This window comes from Brevibacillus sp. IT-7CA2, assembly GCF_949767855.1.
Classification (GTDB): domain Bacteria; phylum Bacillota; class Bacilli; order Brevibacillales; family Brevibacillaceae; genus Brevibacillus.
Window position 1 is genome coordinate 140,051 of sequence record NZ_CATKQT010000022.1, and the last position, 17,476, is coordinate 157,526.

The 17,476-nt window shown below is 47.0% G+C and carries 20 protein-coding genes; 13 read left to right on the forward strand and 7 right to left on the reverse strand.

Annotated elements, in window-relative coordinates:
• Nucleotides 1-62 precede the first annotated feature (62 nt).
• Nucleotides 63-893, forward strand: coding sequence for a biotin/lipoate A/B protein ligase family protein (locus ACM6JA_RS13595; RefSeq protein ID WP_414852710.1), 831 nt, complete (start codon nucleotides 63-65; stop codon nucleotides 891-893).
• Between the two features lie 55 nt (nucleotides 894-948).
• Here the strand turns inward: ACM6JA_RS13595 and dat are convergent, their stop codons facing one another.
• Nucleotides 949-1,800 carry a D-amino-acid transaminase gene (gene dat, locus ACM6JA_RS13600; RefSeq protein WP_414852711.1) on the reverse strand — a complete coding sequence of 284 codons (852 nt, stop codon included), beginning with the start codon at nucleotides 1,798-1,800 and terminating at the stop codon, nucleotides 949-951.
• 315 nt (nucleotides 1,801-2,115) lie between these two features.
• Here dat and ACM6JA_RS13605 point away from each other — a divergent pair, with 315 nt between their 5' ends.
• Nucleotides 2,116-3,453 carry a M28 family peptidase gene (locus ACM6JA_RS13605; RefSeq protein ID WP_414852712.1) on the forward strand — a complete coding sequence of 446 codons (1,338 nt, stop codon included), beginning with the start codon at nucleotides 2,116-2,118 and terminating at the stop codon, nucleotides 3,451-3,453.
• Between the two features lie 212 nt (nucleotides 3,454-3,665).
• On the opposite strand, the gene ACM6JA_RS13610 is transcribed toward ACM6JA_RS13605, so the two are convergent.
• On the reverse strand, nucleotides 3,666-4,673 hold the full coding sequence (locus ACM6JA_RS13610) for a hypothetical protein (protein WP_414852713.1): 1,008 nt from the start codon (nucleotides 4,671-4,673) through the stop codon (nucleotides 3,666-3,668).
• A gap of 156 nt (nucleotides 4,674-4,829) precedes the next feature.
• Between ACM6JA_RS13610 and ACM6JA_RS13615 the strand changes: the two genes are divergently transcribed.
• The 3 genes from ACM6JA_RS13615 (at nucleotide 4,830) to ACM6JA_RS13625 (ending at nucleotide 6,974) form a co-directional block, all read left to right on the forward strand.
• Nucleotides 4,830-5,393: an NADPH-dependent FMN reductase gene (locus ACM6JA_RS13615; protein ID WP_414852714.1), complete on the forward strand. Its 564-nt coding sequence runs from the start codon at nucleotides 4,830-4,832 to the stop codon at nucleotides 5,391-5,393.
• 99 nt (nucleotides 5,394-5,492) lie between these two features.
• Nucleotides 5,493-5,924 carry a transcriptional regulator MntR gene (gene mntR / locus ACM6JA_RS13620; RefSeq protein ID WP_017247979.1) on the forward strand — a complete coding sequence of 144 codons (432 nt, stop codon included), beginning with the start codon at nucleotides 5,493-5,495 and terminating at the stop codon, nucleotides 5,922-5,924.
• Between the two features lie 120 nt (nucleotides 5,925-6,044).
• Nucleotides 6,045-6,974: a patatin-like phospholipase family protein gene (locus tag ACM6JA_RS13625; RefSeq protein ID WP_414852715.1), complete on the forward strand. Its 930-nt coding sequence runs from the start codon at nucleotides 6,045-6,047 to the stop codon at nucleotides 6,972-6,974.
• A gap of 41 nt (nucleotides 6,975-7,015) precedes the next feature.
• Here the strand turns inward: ACM6JA_RS13625 and ACM6JA_RS13630 are convergent, their stop codons facing one another.
• Complete coding sequence (locus tag ACM6JA_RS13630; protein WP_414852716.1) at nucleotides 7,016-7,369, reverse strand: hypothetical protein; 354 nt, start codon at nucleotides 7,367-7,369, stop codon at nucleotides 7,016-7,018.
• 36 nt (nucleotides 7,370-7,405) lie between these two features.
• Nucleotides 7,406-8,353, reverse strand: a complete 948-nt coding sequence (locus ACM6JA_RS13635; protein WP_017247982.1) for a DUF1385 domain-containing protein — start codon at nucleotides 8,351-8,353, stop codon at nucleotides 7,406-7,408.
• A gap of 124 nt (nucleotides 8,354-8,477) precedes the next feature.
• Here ACM6JA_RS13635 and ACM6JA_RS13640 point away from each other — a divergent pair, with 124 nt between their 5' ends.
• From ACM6JA_RS13640 to ACM6JA_RS13670, 7 genes are all read left to right on the forward strand, one after another.
• Nucleotides 8,478-8,990 carry a YqhR family membrane protein gene (locus ACM6JA_RS13640; protein WP_414852717.1) on the forward strand — a complete coding sequence of 171 codons (513 nt, stop codon included), beginning with the start codon at nucleotides 8,478-8,480 and terminating at the stop codon, nucleotides 8,988-8,990.
• Nucleotides 8,991-9,131: 141 nt separating this feature from the next.
• Nucleotides 9,132-9,572, forward strand: a complete 441-nt coding sequence (gene aroQ / locus ACM6JA_RS13645) for a type II 3-dehydroquinate dehydratase (RefSeq protein WP_007725740.1) — start codon at nucleotides 9,132-9,134, stop codon at nucleotides 9,570-9,572.
• A 27-nt stretch (nucleotides 9,573-9,599) separates the two neighbouring features.
• Nucleotides 9,600-10,670: a M24 family metallopeptidase gene (locus ACM6JA_RS13650; protein WP_414852718.1), complete on the forward strand. Its 1,071-nt coding sequence runs from the start codon at nucleotides 9,600-9,602 to the stop codon at nucleotides 10,668-10,670.
• Between the two features lie 41 nt (nucleotides 10,671-10,711).
• On the forward strand, nucleotides 10,712-11,269 hold the full coding sequence (gene efp / locus ACM6JA_RS13655) for an elongation factor P (RefSeq protein ID WP_007725738.1): 558 nt from the start codon (nucleotides 10,712-10,714) through the stop codon (nucleotides 11,267-11,269).
• A 144-nt stretch (nucleotides 11,270-11,413) separates the two neighbouring features.
• Nucleotides 11,414-12,268 carry an aminoglycoside 6-adenylyltransferase gene (gene ant(6) / locus ACM6JA_RS13660; RefSeq protein ID WP_414853127.1) on the forward strand — a complete coding sequence of 285 codons (855 nt, stop codon included), beginning with the start codon at nucleotides 11,414-11,416 and terminating at the stop codon, nucleotides 12,266-12,268.
• Nucleotides 12,269-12,674: 406 nt separating this feature from the next.
• Nucleotides 12,675-13,259, forward strand: a complete 585-nt coding sequence (locus ACM6JA_RS13665; RefSeq protein WP_414852719.1) for an RNA polymerase sigma factor — start codon at nucleotides 12,675-12,677, stop codon at nucleotides 13,257-13,259.
• The gene (locus tag ACM6JA_RS13670; RefSeq protein ID WP_414852720.1) at nucleotides 13,240-14,934 is read left to right on the forward strand and encodes a DUF4179 domain-containing protein; all 1,695 of its coding nucleotides are present in this window, start codon (nucleotides 13,240-13,242) and stop codon (nucleotides 14,932-14,934) included. The genes ACM6JA_RS13665 and ACM6JA_RS13670 overlap by 20 nt, the downstream gene beginning before the upstream one ends.
• Before the next feature lie 52 nt (nucleotides 14,935-14,986).
• Here ACM6JA_RS13670 and ACM6JA_RS13675 read toward each other — a convergent pair whose 3' ends face one another.
• The 3 genes from ACM6JA_RS13675 to ACM6JA_RS13685 are packed head-to-tail and all read right to left on the reverse strand — an operon-like array spanning nucleotide 14,987 to nucleotide 17,013.
• Nucleotides 14,987-15,448, reverse strand: coding sequence for a DUF441 domain-containing protein (locus ACM6JA_RS13675; protein ID WP_012686015.1), 462 nt, complete (start codon nucleotides 15,446-15,448; stop codon nucleotides 14,987-14,989).
• A gap of 36 nt (nucleotides 15,449-15,484) precedes the next feature.
• Nucleotides 15,485-16,201, reverse strand: coding sequence for a 2-phosphosulfolactate phosphatase (locus tag ACM6JA_RS13680; RefSeq protein WP_414852721.1), 717 nt, complete (start codon nucleotides 16,199-16,201; stop codon nucleotides 15,485-15,487).
• Nucleotides 16,192-17,013: a phosphosulfolactate synthase gene (locus ACM6JA_RS13685; protein ID WP_414852722.1), complete on the reverse strand. Its 822-nt coding sequence runs from the start codon at nucleotides 17,011-17,013 to the stop codon at nucleotides 16,192-16,194. Before ACM6JA_RS13685 ends, ACM6JA_RS13680 begins: the two co-directional genes overlap by 10 nt.
• A 149-nt stretch (nucleotides 17,014-17,162) precedes the next feature.
• Between ACM6JA_RS13685 and ACM6JA_RS13690 the strand changes: the two genes are divergently transcribed.
• Nucleotides 17,163-17,426, forward strand: a complete 264-nt coding sequence (locus ACM6JA_RS13690) for a YqhV family protein (RefSeq protein WP_007725730.1) — start codon at nucleotides 17,163-17,165, stop codon at nucleotides 17,424-17,426.
• Nucleotides 17,427-17,476: the final 50 nt, after the last annotated feature.

Here is a 17,476-nt window from a genome sequence, read left to right on the forward strand (position 1 = left end):
GGCTTGCCGTCCTTCATGCCAGAAGCGTACAATGAAGGCGTTGTGAATGAGGAGGTACATAGATGGAACAGTGGCGTTATATCGTGACGGAAGCAATGTCACCCGCGATGAATATGGCAGTAGATGAAGCAATTTTGCAGTTACACAGTGAGGGCAAGGTTCCCCCGACCGTTCGTTTTTACACGTGGGACCCGGCGACACTGTCAATTGGTTATTTCCAGAAGGCCATCAAGGAAATCAACCTGGAGGAAGTTCAAAATAGAGGACTGGGCTTTGTTCGCAGAGCGACGGGAGGGCGTGCTGTTCTCCACGATCAGGAGCTGACATACAGTGTCATCGTATCCGAAGAGCATCCGAAAATGCCTTCGAGTGTGACAGAAGCTTACAAAATCATCAGCTTGGGACTGCTGCACGGATTCCAAAACCTTGGACTCTCGGCGGAAATGGTTTCCTTGGCGAGTGAAGAGGAGAAGGAAAAGTACAATTCTCCAGGGTCATCCGCCTGCTTCGATTCTCCCTCTTGGTATGAGCTCGTGGTAGAGGGGAAAAAAGTAGCAGGAAGCGCTCAGACTCGACAAAAGGGAGTTATTCTTCAGCACGGCTCTATTCTGCTTGATATGGACGTAGATCTGCTATTCTCGCTCTTGCATTTCCCGTCAGAACGGGTAAAACAACGGATGATCGATAGTTTCCGACAAAAAGCAGTGACGATCAACGAAGTAAGCCCACGTCCAATCAGTCTCCAAGAATCTATCGAGGCGTTCTCGAAAGGCTTTGCATCTGGATTGGAAGTGGAGCTGATCCCTTCAACGCTTACGGACGAAGAACTTGCTTTGGCAGAAGAACTCGTTAAGACGCGCTATGCCACTGACGAATGGAATCTGCGTCGTTAAACAATAAAGAAAAGCTCTCTCGGATGTATATGCATACCGGGAGAGCTTTTTTTCATTACACGAGTACACTTGTGTTGATATGCTGTTCGAACAAGTCTTGTAGCGAAAGAACGACAGGCCCTGGCTGTCCGTTGCCGACAGCGACGCCATCTACCGAGATGAGCGGCATGATTTCCGCGGTGGTGCTGGTGAGGAATACTTCATCAGCTTGCTTCAAGAAAGCAACGTCGAATGCTTTTTCATGTACAGAGATACCATTGTCCCGAGCCAAATCAATGACCACTTGGCGGGTAATTCCGTGCAAGATCAGATTGTCAGCCTGATGCGTATACAGCTCGCCATTTTTCACGACGAACAAATTGGAAGAGCTACACTCTGTGATGACGCCGTTACGGTGCAAAATCGATTCTTGGGCACCTGCATCCTTTGCGTATTGTTTGACCAGAACAGCCCCTAGCAGATTGAGTGTTTTGATATCGCAACGCAGCCAGCGGATATCTTCGATGAGCTGAGCGGACCAACCTTTTTTCATATCGGCGACAGGGCGGTCCTTGCGACGGACAAAGCCCATGATCACAGGCTTGATACCAGACGGAATATCGTGAACACGCGGAGAGGCGCCACGAGATACTTGCAGGTAAAGGCTGGCGTCGTCATTCTCCGTGATGTTGTTCTTGGCGATTAGCTGATTCGCTAAGTCTGTTAGCTCTTCTGCGCTCCAAGGGAGCTCCATTTTTATTTCTTTGGCACTTCGAAACAGGCGGGTAACATGTCCATCCCATTGATACATGCGCCCCTTATAAATACGTACTACCTCATAGATGCCATCCCCAAAGTTATATCCGCGGTCTTCTGGATGAACTGCGACTTGCCCTTCTTCTACCCATTTGCCATCTACATACAGCATGGTACTTCCCCCTCAGGATTCCAATCCGTTTCTTTCAAACGGTTTTTTGTTGATTCCACCTTAGCAAAAGGGAAGGACATAGGTCAATTTGAAAGTCGCCTTTTCTTTATCAATAATTTTACGGAGTAAAGCACCTTTCTATTAAGAATTTATATGGTGGGAAGTCACTCGAAAAATCGACGTTTTGGGCAGAAGAAAGCGAAAGCTGTCCAGGGATGGCGCAGGATGAAGTTATTTGACTAACTATTCTGACTAGACTCGGTTTGTCGTAACCGCCCATAATAAATGCAAAGAGCGAAGGAAAGGGAGAATGCCATGCGATCTGTCCGTCATTATGCGCTATGTGCCTTGCTTGTTTGTGGAACGATATTGCCGATACCTTTCCTTTCACATCGTGCTCATGCAGAGGAAACGCAAGATTGGATCGATAGTGAACGCTTGTACAGCCATGTCGAGCAATTGGCAAGAACAGCCCGTCCACCTGCTACTGAAACGGAATTTGCGGCAGCTGTCTATGTGGAAAATACACTTCGATCTTATGGGTACAAGACCAAGCTCGATCCCTTTTCTTATTATACGTACCGAAAGCCTACTACTCTATCGCTGACGATAGAAGAATGGCAGGGTCAAAAATGGACAGTAAGTGGATTTGCTTTTGGAATCAATGGAAACGCGACAGCAGACGTGGTGGATGCAGGCCTGGGAAGAGCGGTTGATTTTGCGAATGAGGCATCACGGGGAAAGATTGCTTTGGTCAAGCGAGGCGAGATTCCGTTCGGAGAAAAAGTACGTCAAGCAGCCGCTGCCGGAGCCGTTGCTCTTATCATCTGGAATGATCGAGAGGGAGGATGGAATGCTTCACTGGGTGAACCCTTGGATATCGCTGTTCCTGTTATAGCTTTGTCCAAGGCGGATGGCACGATGCTCCAAAAACGCATCATGGACAAGCGGCCCGTAAAGGGAACCGTCAAGGTAGAAGGAGCCGCAACCACCAAGCAAACCTCGTATAATATCGTGGCAAGCCGAAAGCCCAATCAAAACGACACCGGGCAGGTCGTGATGGTATCTGCTCACCATGATTCCGCTGGGTTATCGGTTGGGGCAAATCACAATGGCTCCGGTGTAGCGGCCTTGCTGGAGATAGCGCGTAGTATGGCTGACAAGCCGATTGATACGGAAGTGAGGTTCGTAAGCTTTGGCGCGGTTACATCGGGAAGCAGAGGCCCGATTGCTTATGCGAATGCCTTATCAGCCAAAGAGCGACAAGCCATGATAGCAGCCTTCTATGTCGAGGGGGTGGGCAGTCAAAAGGCAGAGCTCGTAGCAACGAATTCGCTGGGCAACGAAAATCTGCCAATCCAACTCCTGAGAGCAGCGGGGGTGTCTCCTTCCAACAAGGATGGGACGCGTGAACGAAACGGTGCAGCAGGCTCTTTAGCCGCCGCAGGTATTCCTACGGCACTTGTGACGAGTGCAGAGACCGGACAAGCAACAGATGACTCCTTGGCGCAAATGGATTGGGAACAAATCGCAACGGCGACAAAGGCGGTCCTTTCAGCGATTCACAAAATTACGGAACAAACAACGCCAGCTTATCCGATAGGTTCTCCAAATGGGGGACAGCTAAGAGCGGAGAGTGAGGCTTTGCAGTAAACGTCTCCTTCGGGGGACGTTTTTCATATGTGATAAAATGAGAGAGAGTAACCATGTATTGAGGAGGCTTACGTGATGACGAGTCCGTTGAATATTTTGGTGTTTATCCTTGTTCTCTTGGTCGTGATCGGAATATTGAATTGGCTCCTATAATGCGAAAAAAGTGGCCAAGATTTTGTCTTGACCACAGGAGCTACGAGTAAACAATCAGGTCAATTCTGATGCTTCCAAACGTACCAGCCCATTACGAACATGCCGCAATAGGTCGCTGCACTGGCGATTGCAGACATACTCCACGGAACAATGAGTGTGAGGAGAGCGAATACAAATACGGTAAGCAGCATGACGACAATCAGTGGCAGCATTTGTAGATGTTGACGTGTCGCAATGGGATGTGTCAGCGAGTAGAGTAGGGCTGCGACAATGACTCCACCATGTACAAGTGAGAGGATAGCGAGAAGCCAATCGCCACCCGTCATCATTTGAACCAAAATTTGTTTGATAGGCAGTACAGAGGCGTGGGCATCATGCCAGTGGGCAAGAAGGATAGCTTGACCTAACATTGTGAACAGAAGGAAGATTCCAGCTCCGATGATTGCCCCCATCCGAACAGATCGCTCATGGGACGCACGTACTGCCAGAGGTAGAGTCGTGGCCAAGCTGATAAGAAAATGCAAGGCAAGGAAAAATACGGCGTGAATCAGCCAGTTCACATTCATTTGATAACCCAAGCTCGGTATTGGCACATGGGTTTGTGCGCTGAAAATCAATCCGAATAATAATAAACCGATGGATAGAGATATGGCTATTGCAGTGACAATCCATCTCCAACGATTTATGATAAAGAAGATGACTGCAATGGTCAGAAGGATGAACCATAGAGGAGAGAACTCCTCCAAGAGGAAATCTGCCTGTTGGCCAAGCATGACTCCTGTATAGCCCAATAGAAGAATGTGGGTGATGACAGATAGGCTAGAAGCGAATGCTTCGCCACACAATACGTAGTACAGCTCGTACAGGGAGCGAATTTGCTTGCGATGGCAAAAGGTCAACAGCTGGACGCCGAACCATCCGAGGCCAAGAGCCGCAAGTGCAATGCCTATTGTCCCCCAGGAACCGAAATAAGTAAAAAAGCGTAACCACTCATATCCACCCAAGTAGAATCCACCTAACGCAGACCCTGCAAAAAGCACGGCGATATGCCAAGCGACTTTGTCCATAGGCATCATCCTCACTTGCAACTTGGTACAAGTGTATGAGACAAACAGGTCTGTTCAGAACAGATGATATTAAATAAACATAAATGTTTACAAATTATACTTAATGGAATATAATGATGATCATACCAGTATTTAGATTATCGATGGGGTGAAACCATGAAAATTGTAGGAATAGCCGGAAGCATGAATGCCAATTCTACGACAAAACAAGCGATTCATATTGTACTCGAAGCAGCGAAGGATGCTGGTGCCGATGTTGAAATGATTCATCTCGCGGATTGGAAGCTGCCGCTGTATGATGATCGTGATGATACTAGTACGTACCCTGAAATTGTCCATCAATTTGTCAAAGCGGTTTCTGAAGCGGATGGACTTGTGATCGGTTCGCCTGAATACCATGGCACAATGACAGGTGCTTTGAAAAACGCCATTGACTTCCTGGAAGGGCGCATTTTGCGTGACAAGCAGGTTGCCATTATTGGCGTCGCTGGGGGGAGCATGGGTGCAACGAATACGGTCAACACTTTGCAGTTAATCATGCGCAATCTGCATGCATGGCCGTTGCCATCTAGCCCTTCCATCCCAAGTGCTTACAATGCCTTTACACCAGAAGGCAAGCTGAAGGATGAGCGTCTACAGGCGCGCATGGAGCAGTTGGGTCAACAACTCGTACAATATGTCCAAATGATGAATCCAACACCAGAAAAACAGCTGCGATAGGTACTTTTCTCTTGCAAATGCTTCTCATTACGCGGTATCATATTTCTACGTGCCTTTTTTGGCTAGATGAAATAACGGTTTGGAAATGAGGGGTTCACAATGCCGCCGACGCCGAGTATGGAAGACTATTTGGAACGCATTTACAACTTAATTGAAGAAAAGGGCTATGCTCGTGTCTCCGATATTGCTGAAGCGTTGGAAGTACATCCCTCTTCGGTCACGAAAATGGTTCAGAAGCTAGACAAAGACAAGTATCTCGTTTATGAAAAATACCGTGGGCTTGTCTTGACGCCAAAAGGGAAGAAAATCGGAAAACGCCTAGTGGACCGTCACAGTCTTTTGGAAGAATTTATGCGGATCATTGGCTTGGATGAAGAGCATATTTATCAGGATGTGGAAGGAATCGAGCACCACCTGAGCTGGGAATCGATTACATGCCTGGAGTATCTGGTTCAGTACTTCGAGGCAGATCCAAAACGTATAGAAGAGCTTCGTAACATTCGTTTGTTAGATGAGCAAAAAGAGGAATAGTCTATATCGTTATCGTATTATAGCGCAAGCCGATCAGGCTTGCGTTTTTCTTTGTGGTAACGGAAAAGCTGTCGTCTTATACATGGAAAATGGGGAGGAATTTTAGGGAGGGGAAACAAGGTGAAAGCGGATGCGGTCTTTGAAGGTGGTGGCGTAAAAGGAATCGCTTTTATTGGTGCCTTGCGAGTCATGGAGGAGAATGGATACACCTGGGAAAGGCTCGCTGGTACCTCGGCAGGCTCCATTGTTGCAGCTTTGCTCGGCGCAGGCTATTCCAGCCATGAGTTGAAACCGATCTTTGAAGAGCTGGATTACCTTCACTTTCTCAAGCGCTCAGGGCTGGGCAGGCTCCCTCTCATCGGACCAATCTATGAACTAGTCGTGCGGGAAGGGATTTATCGAGCAGATCGAATCGAGTTGTTCATAGAGGAGTTGTTACTACGAAAAGGAGTACGAACATTCGGAGATCTTCCGCCTGGTAAGCTGAAAGTTGTCGCATCTGATGTCACTGACGGAAAAATGCTTATATTACCCGACGATTTGGCACGGTATGGTGTAGAACCCGATCATTTTCCTGTGGCACGAGCCGTTCGTATGTCTTCCTCGATTCCGTTCTTTTTTCAGCCTGCAAAGCTGACAAGTGCTGGACATGTGCACTACATCGTCGATGGCGCATTATTGAGCAACTACCCCGTGTGGTTATTTGATGTACCGGGGACTCCCCGGTGGCCGACGATTGGTTTTCGCCTGAGTGATGATCAAGACAGGAGAGAAGCGACTAGCATCAACGGTCTTTTTTCCTTCTCTCGGGGATTGCTTGCGACCATGCTCGATGCCCATGACCGTCTGTTTGTGGAAAAGGCAAAAGCCGTTCGGACGATTTTCATTCATACATTAGGGGTGAGGACTACCCAATTTCAGCTGTCAAAAGAAATGCGGCAACAATTGTTTGAGTCAGGGGAGGCAGCGGCTCACAAATTTTTGGCGCAATGGGATTTTGAAGATTACGTCAAAGTGTTTCGCAATAGCTCTCCGAAAATACTGGTCTAATAAAAAAACAGGTCGCCGATTCAGGCAACCTGTTCTTGTTTTTAGTGGGAGATATTATTTTGCGATTTTTCGTCTTGTTTCTCTTTTTGCTTCCCTTTGCTGCCTTCGATCACACGAAACGGATGATCTTTTCTCGGGGTAGTCGACTGCTTTTTCACTGCTTGCCGAGCAATGGATGGTTTTGGTTTCACCTTGACCTTTGGCTGTCTAGGTTTGCTTGCGCCTTGTGAAAAGAAGGAGCCGGTTTGTAAATAGTTGCGCACGACCAAGAAAAGTACAACGGATAATCCCGAGATGATAATCGTACTGACAGGATCATTGATGAGTGTTATCAAAAATCCGTAAATCGCTAACACGATCACTATCAGAATCACTGGTGGAATACGGCGTAACATAGGGCTTCACCTCTATGGGAATAAAAATGCCTCACGTTATCCGGTCGTAACCATTCTTTCCTGCACGTGCTTCTGATCAAGCTCCCGCATCTTTTGGAAGGAAGCGATGGCTACCTCGACTTGGCTGTCATCTGGTTCACGAGTTGTGATCTTTTGCAACCACAATCCTGGATAACCAAGGTAACGTAGGACGGGTACATCTCGGAGCTTGTTTGTCCACTGCAAAACCTCATAAGAGACGCCGATTACCAGTGGCAAAAGAACAATGCGTTGTACGACCCTCTCCGTCAGGGAGTCATAACTGAACAGTGAGTAAATCACTACACCGACGAACACTGAGAAAATGAGAAAACTGCTCCCGCAACGATAATGCAGAGCGGAAAATTTTTGTACATTGGCTACTGTTAATTCTACCCCGGATTCGAATGCGTTAATCACTTTATGCTCGGCTCCGTGGTATTGAAAAAGCCTTTTAATCAACGGAGCTTGTGCAATCGCTGTAATGTAACCGAGGAGGAGCAAGATTTTAAATCCGCCTTCAGCCAACGTTTGAGGAACGCCATCCGGTACCCATTTTCCGAGTAAAAAGTCGGCCAGGAAAACGGGAACGAGTGTAAATACGAATTTCCCGAACAGGAAGGAAAGTACCCCGACGACAGCAACACCTAAAATCATGGTGAGCTTCGATGGACTTTCAGATACTTCTTCTCCAGACTCCATACTGTATTGTTCAGAGGCGAAGTTGAGATGTTTGGCCCCATTGGCGCTGGCTTCGACCAAACCAACAATCCCACGCACAAACGGAATCTTTTTTAGCGTAGTAATCCATTTATATTCCGATCGGGGGGATTCAAAATACTCAATTTCATGATTTTTTTTGCGAACAGCCGTAACAGTCATGGTTTTGCCACCGAACATAACTCCTTCGATGACGGCCTGACCGCCGTAGCTAGGTACGTTTTGTTGCGCCAATACAATCACCATCCTTACCACTATATTAACGGAAATGGCGACTTGAAGCTACAAGGAGTTCGCACTTTTCCAACAAATGTAAAGCGAAAGTGAAAAGATTAGAGGAAGAGCATACTAGAGATCAGAGGTGATGGAAATGGAAATAAGCAAAACAGGACGGAAGCATAAGCAAGCGCGCGTATCCCATACAGAAGAAGGTAGGCAAGGGAGTAAAAGAATCTCCACTTCGAAGATTTTGGAGGTCGCATTCTGGGGAACTATCATTTGGGGGCTCGTTCGTTTGATGGCTCACTTTTTGAACATGACCCCGTACGGAATCGGAGCCTTTGCACGTCCCTTTATCAGCATCGAGGACGAAAATACGTTTGCGAGCGTGTGCCTTGGTGGTATCGTATTGTTCGTTGAAACAGCCGTTGCTTCATTTGTGTTCAGCTTGCTTTTTAGCCGGATCCGTGCGTGGTGGCTGGGACTCGTCTACGGGGCGGTCATGTTAGGGATAGCGGGTTTCTTCTTTCATATCGGAAATTGGGAGGTTGCCACTTTAAGTACGGAAGGCGCTTGGTATTTGACGTTTGGCTTGTTCATTGGGATGACAATCATACTCGAGCAATCAGACGAGAATCATACATGGAATGAGTCCACAAGGTAGGAGGATTTCTCCGTTCCTTGTCAAAATGGATGTAACAATGTTCGAAATGTTGCTTGGGCGATTTGTCTACTTTGGAATCAGAACGGCTTGTGGTAAAATGTTTCATTAATAAAAAAACTTTTATAGGGAGAGGGATGGTCGATGACTTCCGTCTTGTTATTGAATGGGCCCAACCTGAATTTATTGGGGACAAGGGAGCCGGATGTTTACGGAAGGGAAACGCTGGAGGATGTGGTGACAATCCTGACGGGTGTCATGGATGAGTTGGGCGGAAAGCTTGAGCATCTCCAATCGAATCACGAAGGTGTCCTCATCGACGCGATTCATCAGGCGAGAGGTGTCCATGACGGTATCTTGATCAACCCAGGGGCATTCACACATTACAGCTATGCGATCCGAGACGCACTGGCCAGTGTGGCTCTGCCAACGATTGAAGTACATATTTCCAATATTCATGCACGGGAACCATTTCGCCATCACTCAGTCATCGCTCCTATCGCGATTGGACAAGTTGTCGGATTGGGGATCGATGGATATGAGTGGGCACTAAGAGCGCTCGTCCGTAAAATCGAAAAAAAATAAAAGCTTTCAAAAGGGGAAAAGGCTGCCATGAAACAACGTCTGCATAAATTGCGCGAGGCACTGACACAAGTTGGAGCAGAGGCGTTTATTACCGAAAAAACAGAGAATCGCTTCTACTTGAGTGGTTTCACCGGATCAACGGGGTGGGTAATTGTCACCGAAACAGAGGCGTTTCTCGTCACTGACTTCCGCTATGTGGAACAAGCGCAAGAACAAGCACCAGATTTTACAGTGGTAAATAACGAGAGAAAAGCTGTTGAAGCGATGGCCAAGCTCCTGCAAGAAAAAGGGATTAAGCGCTTGGCATTCGAGAGCAGCGTGTCCTTTAGCACCTATCAGGAATGGAACAAAGGATTTGACGGAGTAGAGCTGGTGTCAACAAGCGGTCTGCTTGAAAAAATCCGCATGTTTAAAGACGAATCCGAGATGGTTATTATTCGTGAAGCGGTTCGTATCGCGGAAGCAGCATTTACGCATATTCAAGGCTACATCAAGCCAGGTGTGCGTGAATCCGATGTTGCTTTGGAACTGGAATTCTTCATGCGTAAACAAGGAGCTACAGGCTCTGCCTTTGATATGATCGTAGCGTCAGGTGTACGCGGTGCTCTGCCACATGGACGAGCTTCCGAGAAAGTGATTCAGGCAGGGGAAATGGTTACGCTCGACTTCGGAGCTGCTTATCAGGGCTACAATTCCGATATCACACGCACGTTGTCTGTGGGAGAGCCAGACCCGAAAATGCGTGAAATCTACGAAATTGTTTTGCGTGCTCAGCTGGCAGGTTTAGATGCACTGAAGCCAGGTGTATCCGCAAAAGACGCTGACGCAGCAACGAGAGATATCATCACAGCAGCAGGCTATGGCGATGCCTATGGACATAGCGCAGGTCACGGTCTCGGATTGGAAGTTCACGAGCTGCCAGGGCTGTCGACTGTAAGTACCTTCGTATTGGAGCCAGGTATGCTCGTAACGATGGAGCCAGGCATTTACGTAACAGGTCTTGGTGGCGTTCGGATCGAAGACGATGTGTGGATTACAGCTGATGGTCATGAGAACCTGAACAAGTCCACGAAAGAGTTGCTCATTTTGCCAGTGTAATTTATACTTATTCTGTTATTGATTGATTTGGGAGGACTACCATGATCTCTGTAAACGATTTTCGTACCGGTTTGACAATCGAAGTGGATGGCAATATTTTTACCGTGCTAGAATTCCAACACGTAAAACCAGGTAAAGGTGCGGCATTCGTTCGCTCCAAACTGCGCAATCTGCGTAGCGGCAACACGACAGAAATGACCTTCCGCGGTGGCGAAAAAGTAAACCCTGCCCGGATTGAATCCAGCACGATGCAATACCTGTATGCTAGTGGCGATGAATACACTTTCATGAATACTGAAACATACGAGCAAATGACGTTCACTCAAAAGCAAATCGAGCGTGAACTGCGTTTCCTCAAGGAAAACATGAACGTGCAAATCATGCAGTACAACGGAGAAACAATCGGTATTCAATTGCCGAATACGGTTGAACTCGTTGTAACAGAATGTGAGCCAGGTGTAAAAGGTGACACTGCTTCTAACGTAACAAAGAAAGCGACCTTGGAAACTGGCTTCGTAGTAAACGTTCCTCTCTTCGTAGAAGAAGGAGAGCGTCTGATCATCGATACTCGTACGGAAGCATACGTTTCCCGCGCGTAAAAGTACGGATTGCAAGAAAAAGCTGTGCCCATATATGGGTGCAGCTTTTTTATTTGTTTCTCCTATTGATGTAGTATTGTAAAAATTATGTAATTGCACTAAATTAAGTAGTACGGAGTAATAGTAGGGTGGAGGGGTATGGCTTTGAGAACGGAACAAGAAATGATGAGCATGCTGATCGATTTCGCCAGGAAGGATGATCGAATCCGCTTGGTAACCTTGGAAGGGTCACGTACGAACAAACATATACCCGCTGATCCATTCCAAGATTATGATATTTCGTATTTTGTGACAGAGATGGATTCTTTTAAGGAAAATGATCAATGGCTCGATGTTTTTGGGAATCGGATCATGATGCAAAAACCGGAGGATATGGAGCTTTTTCCGTCCGAGCTAGGGAATTGGTTTTCCTATCTCATTCTATTTGACGATGGAAATAAAGTGGATCTGACGCTGATTCCGATAGATGAGAAAGAGCAGTATTTTGCAGATTGCGACGGCCTGGTTGAGGTTTTGCTGGATAAGGACGAGCTTATCAAACACGAGGTGCTACCTTCCGATTATCAATATTGGCTCAAGAAGCCAACTGCTAGAGAGTTTGATGACTGCTGCAACGAATTTTGGATGGTCTCTACTTACGTTGTTAAAGGACTTGCGAGAAAAGAAATCCTGTTTGCGATTGACCATCTCAACGAAATTGCCCGACCAAATTTGCTCCGCATGATGGCTTGGCAAATCGGATGTGAGAAAGGATTTACCTTTAGTGTCGGGAAAAACTACAAATTTATCGATCACTATCTTCCAAAAAAAGATTGGGAAGATCTACTATCCACTTATCGCCAAAATGGCTACGTAGACATGTGGGAATCGTTATTCACTTGCTACGAGCTATTTCGAAAGTACTCCAAAGCGGTGGCAGATAGTCTCGAATATCCGTATCCAGATTACGATGAAGCCATTACCAAGTACGCGGAAAATATCTACCATTCGTGGAAGTGATCGATGGAACTCAACCGCCTTATTCAAGGGCGGTTTTCTTATGTTGTCGATCACACGACCAACAAAGCTGGCGAGAAGAAAAAGCACAGGGCTCGTAGACCTTGACAACGCCTACCCAGTCGGAACTTAAAAAAGGGGACCACGCTTGTCGAACACTTCTTCCTTGAGAAACTTCCGCCCGTAGGGTGGCTTTGGTTCGACGGTCCCCTTTTTTAAGTGGAGACGGCCAGTGAATCCCCCATGCTGGCGTGTCAGAGTCGAAGAGAACTGTGCTTTTTCTTCTCCTCCACCAAGTTGACTCAAACTTTTTTAAAAAATGTAATCATTTCTGGAAAGAAAATACAAAAAGATCCGTTAATCCATATGAGCCTGCCAAAACGAACGCTGCGCAGCGAACTTTTTTGAAATGGGAGGATTTCCTTTGCAGGATGATTGGTTGCTCATACAACAGGTACAAAAAGGGAATCGGGATGCCTACGCGCACCTGGTCGACAAGTACAAAGAACGATTATACAGCTATCTTTATCGAATGACGGGGCAGCAGCAGGATGCCCAAGACCTGACACAAGAGGCTTTCATCAAAGCTTACTGTCAACTGGATAAATACAAGCCGACAGATGCTTTTTTGGCCTGGCTGTATCGGATTGCGTCCAACTTGTGTATTGACGCGTGGCGCAAGAACAAGCACTACGCCAAAACACCTTTGGAAGAGACAAGATTGATTGAATCAGATACACCCGAAAAAGCTTATTTGGAAAAAGAAAAGCAAGATACCTTGCAGCAGCAAATCATGGCGTTGGGTGAAGAATACCGCGTTGTGTTTATGCTGAAATACTTGGAACAGATGAGCTACAAAGAGATTAGCGAAATTTTGCATGTTCCGGTTACAACTGTACAAATGCGTATCCATCACGCCAAGAAAAAGCTCCGGGCTAGTATCGCGCAAGAAATGTCAGGAGGTGCTGCTATCTATGAATTGCTCCAAAACTGAAGAGTTGCGCAAGTATTTGACTGGTGAGCTATCTGCAGATGAAGCTAGACTGCTGGAACGACATGTCGAAGAGTGCCTGCTCTGTCAGAGGCTGATAATGGAGGAAGAGGATAGCAGCGAGGAGTTCCCGAGCCTGCACGTTCCAAGCGCGTTACCCACAGATTTTACTTCCCAGGTGATGACGGCGTTAGAGCAAGTGAAATTGCCAAAGCCAAAACCAGATTGGAAAAAAAGGAGCGTAAACATTTTGAAGAAAACTGCGTTAGCCGTAGCGAGTGTCACGGCAATCATTACGTTTGGGTCCATGGTGTCTCCGACTTTTGCGAGTTACGTAAACAGTGTCATACAATCCATACAAGGCATCGACGAAGGAATGAAGCAGGCAGCAGAGAAGGGTTATGTCCAGGAAATCAATAAAAAGGTGACGGATCAAGGAATTACACTGGTTGTAAAAGAAGTAGTTGCGGATCCAGTGCGGATGGCGATCATTGCAAATATCGTGGATCAAAATGGCAAGCGTATCCCGTTTGATGTGGAAAAAGACGGATTGTCCCTTACTTACAAAACCAAGTCAGGTGAAGACCTGAATCCTGGGGGAGGGGGCTATACCTACGGTGAAGAAGGAGAGTATCTTGTCGTCAGCCATGATGTTTTCCAATTCCTGAAAGATAGCAAGACATTGCCGGATGAGATCATCGTCGGTGTCGAAGCAACAATACTGGGTGGGAAAGAAGGAAGCTGGAAGGTCGAGTTTCCAATTGATATGAAAAAAACAAGGGAAGTGGCAAACCATACAGAGATCGGACAAAAGTACACGACACCGCAAGGAATAAAAATCATATTACAAAACATAATGACGGTTCCAAGTGCAAGTTTGCTAGAGTTGGAAACAGTCTGGACAAAAGAAAGAGAAGAACAAATCCAAAAATGGAAAGAGCAAAATGGCTGGATTGTAAAAGAACCAAAAAAAGCTGTGTTCACAGAAGCAGAGAGGATGGAGAGGTATTTCATCGACATGGGAGTAGCGTTCCAAATATTCGATGAAAAAGGGAGCGTAGTAGCAGGATGGGACGATGCTATGCATGAAGAGCTTAACCAAATTAGAAAGAACAACGTAAAGCATTCGTACCGGGGAAAAGTGCATAATGACGGGAAAGGAGTTACGAAATGGAATGGGATAACTCCACTAGCAAAGGATCAAACGTACAAATTAAAAATGCACTCCCTGTACCTGTATGAGCCAGCGAAATTTCAGGCAACTATTCCGGTAGATACCTTGTTAAAGGATAAGGTGGCCGTGACGAACAGTGACAGTACCTATACCTTAACGGGCTTTACCTTAAAAACAACGGAGGACGAAGAAAAAATCGGGGATGAGACCTATTTTGGGAAAGGTGCACTGATTTCGTTCTCGGCTATATTGCCAGAAGGGATCGTCTACACGACTGAATGGTCGGCACAGGATGAGTCCAAACAAACATACAATGTAAAGCTTCAAGGAACAACATATACAAGAGGCAAGGATGGAAGAATACATGTTACAGGAACATTCTTCATCCGCGACCTTGAAAAACAGCCAAAAGAGTTAAAGCTGTCTCACGCTATTCAACAACGCCAATACCAAGACCTCAACTGGGAAGTTCCGTTTGACACGTCCAATAACGCCAAACGCTAAAACAACATAGACAAATCCCCCTCCTGCATGGAAAAGAGGGGGATTTTCGTTTTTATCTGCTTCCAAACCATTCCCACAGCTTCAACACAAAAGCAGTAATGCCCGCAGCCATCAAAGGTCCGACGGGAATGCCCCGAAAAAACACAATGCCGATAATCGAGCCAATCACTAGACCGACAATCATATGGGGCTCCGACCGCAGCAAATCGAGTCCTTTTCCATTCATCCAGGTGGCAATGGCCCCGCCAGCCAGTGCGGTTAAGCCGACAACCGTAGTGAAGAGTGGTGTGACGTCTTTCCACGATATTTTTTCGCTGGCGAATGGAACCAGTACGGAAATGGTCAAAAAGAGCAGGCCGAGCTCCAATCCGCGACGCTCTACCGTTGGGAAAAAACGCTCCAGGGCCGTTAGCTTCAACACCAACAATATACTCGCCGCAGTAGCAATAATCGGTGAGCGCCCAATAAGACCGATAACGATCAGGATGACGAGCATCACTTCTCCAGACATCATTGGCATCATAACCCCTGTCCCTGTTCTCCTTTCACATTATGAGACAAGGTGGGGGAGTATGCGTTTCTCCTTGATATAAGGAACGATTTGATACTGATCCACTTGAGCACAGTACCGTATATCGTTTGCGTGATGATGCTGGACGAGCCTTTTTCCTGTTGTTGTGTGGGGTAACAGCTCGCTCAGTTTTCCTGCGTAGTAAAGGTAGCTCGCTTTTAGAACTTCACCCAGATCACAAATTTGGATGCTCGGCAACGATTGTTGTGTCTGGGCAATCATCAAGCCAGCAGCCAGACCGTCTTCCAGAGCGAATTCCGACCGGGTACCTGCACAGTACAGCGTAATATCGAGATGATACGAAATAGCGTGCCGCACGCATGCACTGGCATTCAAGAAGCAGCCGATTAAGAGGGCGGAGGCACGTTCTGCTTTTTGGATCGCGCGAGTCCCGTTTGTCGTGGTGAGAATAAGCTGGCTCCCCGTTTTCCCCAGAGCTGCGATTTCGGTTGGTGAGTTGTTGCAGTCGAATTCCGGTATTTTCTTACAGTGGCGTTCACCAGCCAAAACACAGTCGTTGGCTCGGAGGGAGTTCGCTTGCCCAATGGTTTCGACCGGGATGACGCTACGAAATCCATTGCCTAATGCGGTGACAATCGTACTGGAGGCACGAAGCACATCGATGACGATGACAACATGATTGCTGATCTGTTCAAAACGAATTTCTTCCACGGTCGGTACCACTTCTATTCGCACGGATAAAACCTCCCTCTATCCATGAGTAGGGCTGTATCGCCGCGCAATCCTCGCCGTAGCGTCTCCACAGAGAATACATCCGTATAGGCAATGTTTCCGAGATTAACGTCGCTGCCAATGGCTTTGATGAAGCAGACCTGTTGATCTTTTTGTGGGGCTTCCCAGATCAGGCGGGAGGCTTTTTCTTTGGCCGCCGCGACAATGTCTAAAACGAAGGAATCGTCTATATTGCCGTCCCCGTCACAAACGCCGACGGTCCCACTCTCTCTCGCTTCCACAATAACGTGACTGGCACCATTGTGCAGGTCGAAGCTAAGCGTCTCCAGCAATTCCTCTCGACAAGTGCGATAATCGGCAGCTTTTTTCCCGACTTCCGTGAAGACCACCAGATCATTGTCTAACGCGTAATTGATGGCTTCCTGACGTTGTGCGAAGGATAAAGGGAACGTTCCATCGGATATTTCGACCGCCGTAAAACCGAGAGAGCGAATCAGCTTCATATAATCTGCAATCGTATTATGACGGATGGCAATTTCAAAAAAAGTTCCTCCTGGCATGATGTGTACGCCATTTTGTTTTGCGAGGGACAATTTTTGGTTGAGTATTTCGAGGGGATACAGCGCGATGGTGCCAAAACCGAGTTTGTATAGATCGATATAAGGAGCAGCCAGCGCTAACAAGTCAGAATAAGCGGTAAGTCCAAGGCCTTTGTCAATGACCATGGTTAAGCCCTTCGCACGGGGCTTCTCTCGGATTTGCCCGGACGGGTTTGCCCAGCTGTCAGGCAAAAACGATTGATCACACTCTACCATCGGCAAGTTCCTCATTTCTTCTAGGCGTATGGTTCAGTGTATGCCCAGTGGAGGGGAGGAGTGAGGGCAAAAGCCTATAAAGGTCATGCAAAAAGTGCTGAAATGATGTGGTACAGGCATAGAGTGAAAGGAGGGGAGGACGAGACGGTATGTTGGAAAAAGCAATTATGGGTATGGCGGCGCTCAGGGTCTTCTCAGGCAGTATCGAGATCATTGCAGCTTTGCTCATTTTGAAAGTGAACCAGGTCGAAAAAGCTCTGCTCATTAATTCGGGTCTTGCGATTGTCGGGCCAATCATCTTAATCACCACTACAACAATCGGTTTATTAGGCATGTCGGATCGGGTTAGCTTTGCCAAAATTGCCTGGATTCTGGTGGGGATCTCCTGCATCTTGATTGGGGTCCGCAAGTAGTTACCCATTTCCTTCCATTGGTAAATGCAATCAAGATGGGGAACGATAGG

What these genes read in the sequence shown, in the direction of transcription:
- ACM6JA_RS13675 (WP_012686015.1), bottom strand. Translation starts at nt 15,448, where the DNA reads ATGATGTCTGGAGAAGTGATGCTCGTCATCCTGATCGTTATCGGTCTT.
- efp (WP_007725738.1), top strand. Translation starts at nt 10,712, where the DNA reads ATGATCTCTGTAAACGATTTTCGTACCGGTTTGACAATCGAAGTGGAT.
- ACM6JA_RS13605 (WP_414852712.1), top strand. Translation starts at nt 2,116, where the DNA reads ATGCGATCTGTCCGTCATTATGCGCTATGTGCCTTGCTTGTTTGTGGA.
- ACM6JA_RS13640 (WP_414852717.1), top strand. Translation starts at nt 8,478, where the DNA reads ATGGAAATAAGCAAAACAGGACGGAAGCATAAGCAAGCGCGCGTATCC.
- ACM6JA_RS13665 (WP_414852719.1), top strand. Translation starts at nt 12,675, where the DNA reads ATGGGAGGATTTCCTTTGCAGGATGATTGGTTGCTCATACAACAGGTA.
- ACM6JA_RS13595 (WP_414852710.1), top strand. Translation starts at nt 63, where the DNA reads ATGGAACAGTGGCGTTATATCGTGACGGAAGCAATGTCACCCGCGATG.
- aroQ (WP_007725740.1), top strand. Translation starts at nt 9,132, where the DNA reads ATGACTTCCGTCTTGTTATTGAATGGGCCCAACCTGAATTTATTGGGG.
- ACM6JA_RS13635 (WP_017247982.1), bottom strand. Translation starts at nt 8,353, where the DNA reads ATGGTGATTGTATTGGCGCAACAAAACGTACCTAGCTACGGCGGTCAG.
- ACM6JA_RS13685 (WP_414852722.1), bottom strand. Translation starts at nt 17,013, where the DNA reads ATGGTAGAGTGTGATCAATCGTTTTTGCCTGACAGCTGGGCAAACCCG.
- ACM6JA_RS13650 (WP_414852718.1), top strand. Translation starts at nt 9,600, where the DNA reads ATGAAACAACGTCTGCATAAATTGCGCGAGGCACTGACACAAGTTGGA.
- ACM6JA_RS13610 (WP_414852713.1), bottom strand. Translation starts at nt 4,673, where the DNA reads ATGGACAAAGTCGCTTGGCATATCGCCGTGCTTTTTGCAGGGTCTGCG.
- ACM6JA_RS13670 (WP_414852720.1), top strand. Translation starts at nt 13,240, where the DNA reads ATGAATTGCTCCAAAACTGAAGAGTTGCGCAAGTATTTGACTGGTGAG.
- ACM6JA_RS13690 (WP_007725730.1), top strand. Translation starts at nt 17,163, where the DNA reads ATGTTGGAAAAAGCAATTATGGGTATGGCGGCGCTCAGGGTCTTCTCA.
- ACM6JA_RS13615 (WP_414852714.1), top strand. Translation starts at nt 4,830, where the DNA reads ATGAAAATTGTAGGAATAGCCGGAAGCATGAATGCCAATTCTACGACA.
- ACM6JA_RS13630 (WP_414852716.1), bottom strand. Translation starts at nt 7,369, where the DNA reads ATGTTACGCCGTATTCCACCAGTGATTCTGATAGTGATCGTGTTAGCG.
- dat (WP_414852711.1), bottom strand. Translation starts at nt 1,800, where the DNA reads ATGCTGTATGTAGATGGCAAATGGGTAGAAGAAGGGCAAGTCGCAGTT.
- mntR (WP_017247979.1), top strand. Translation starts at nt 5,493, where the DNA reads ATGCCGCCGACGCCGAGTATGGAAGACTATTTGGAACGCATTTACAAC.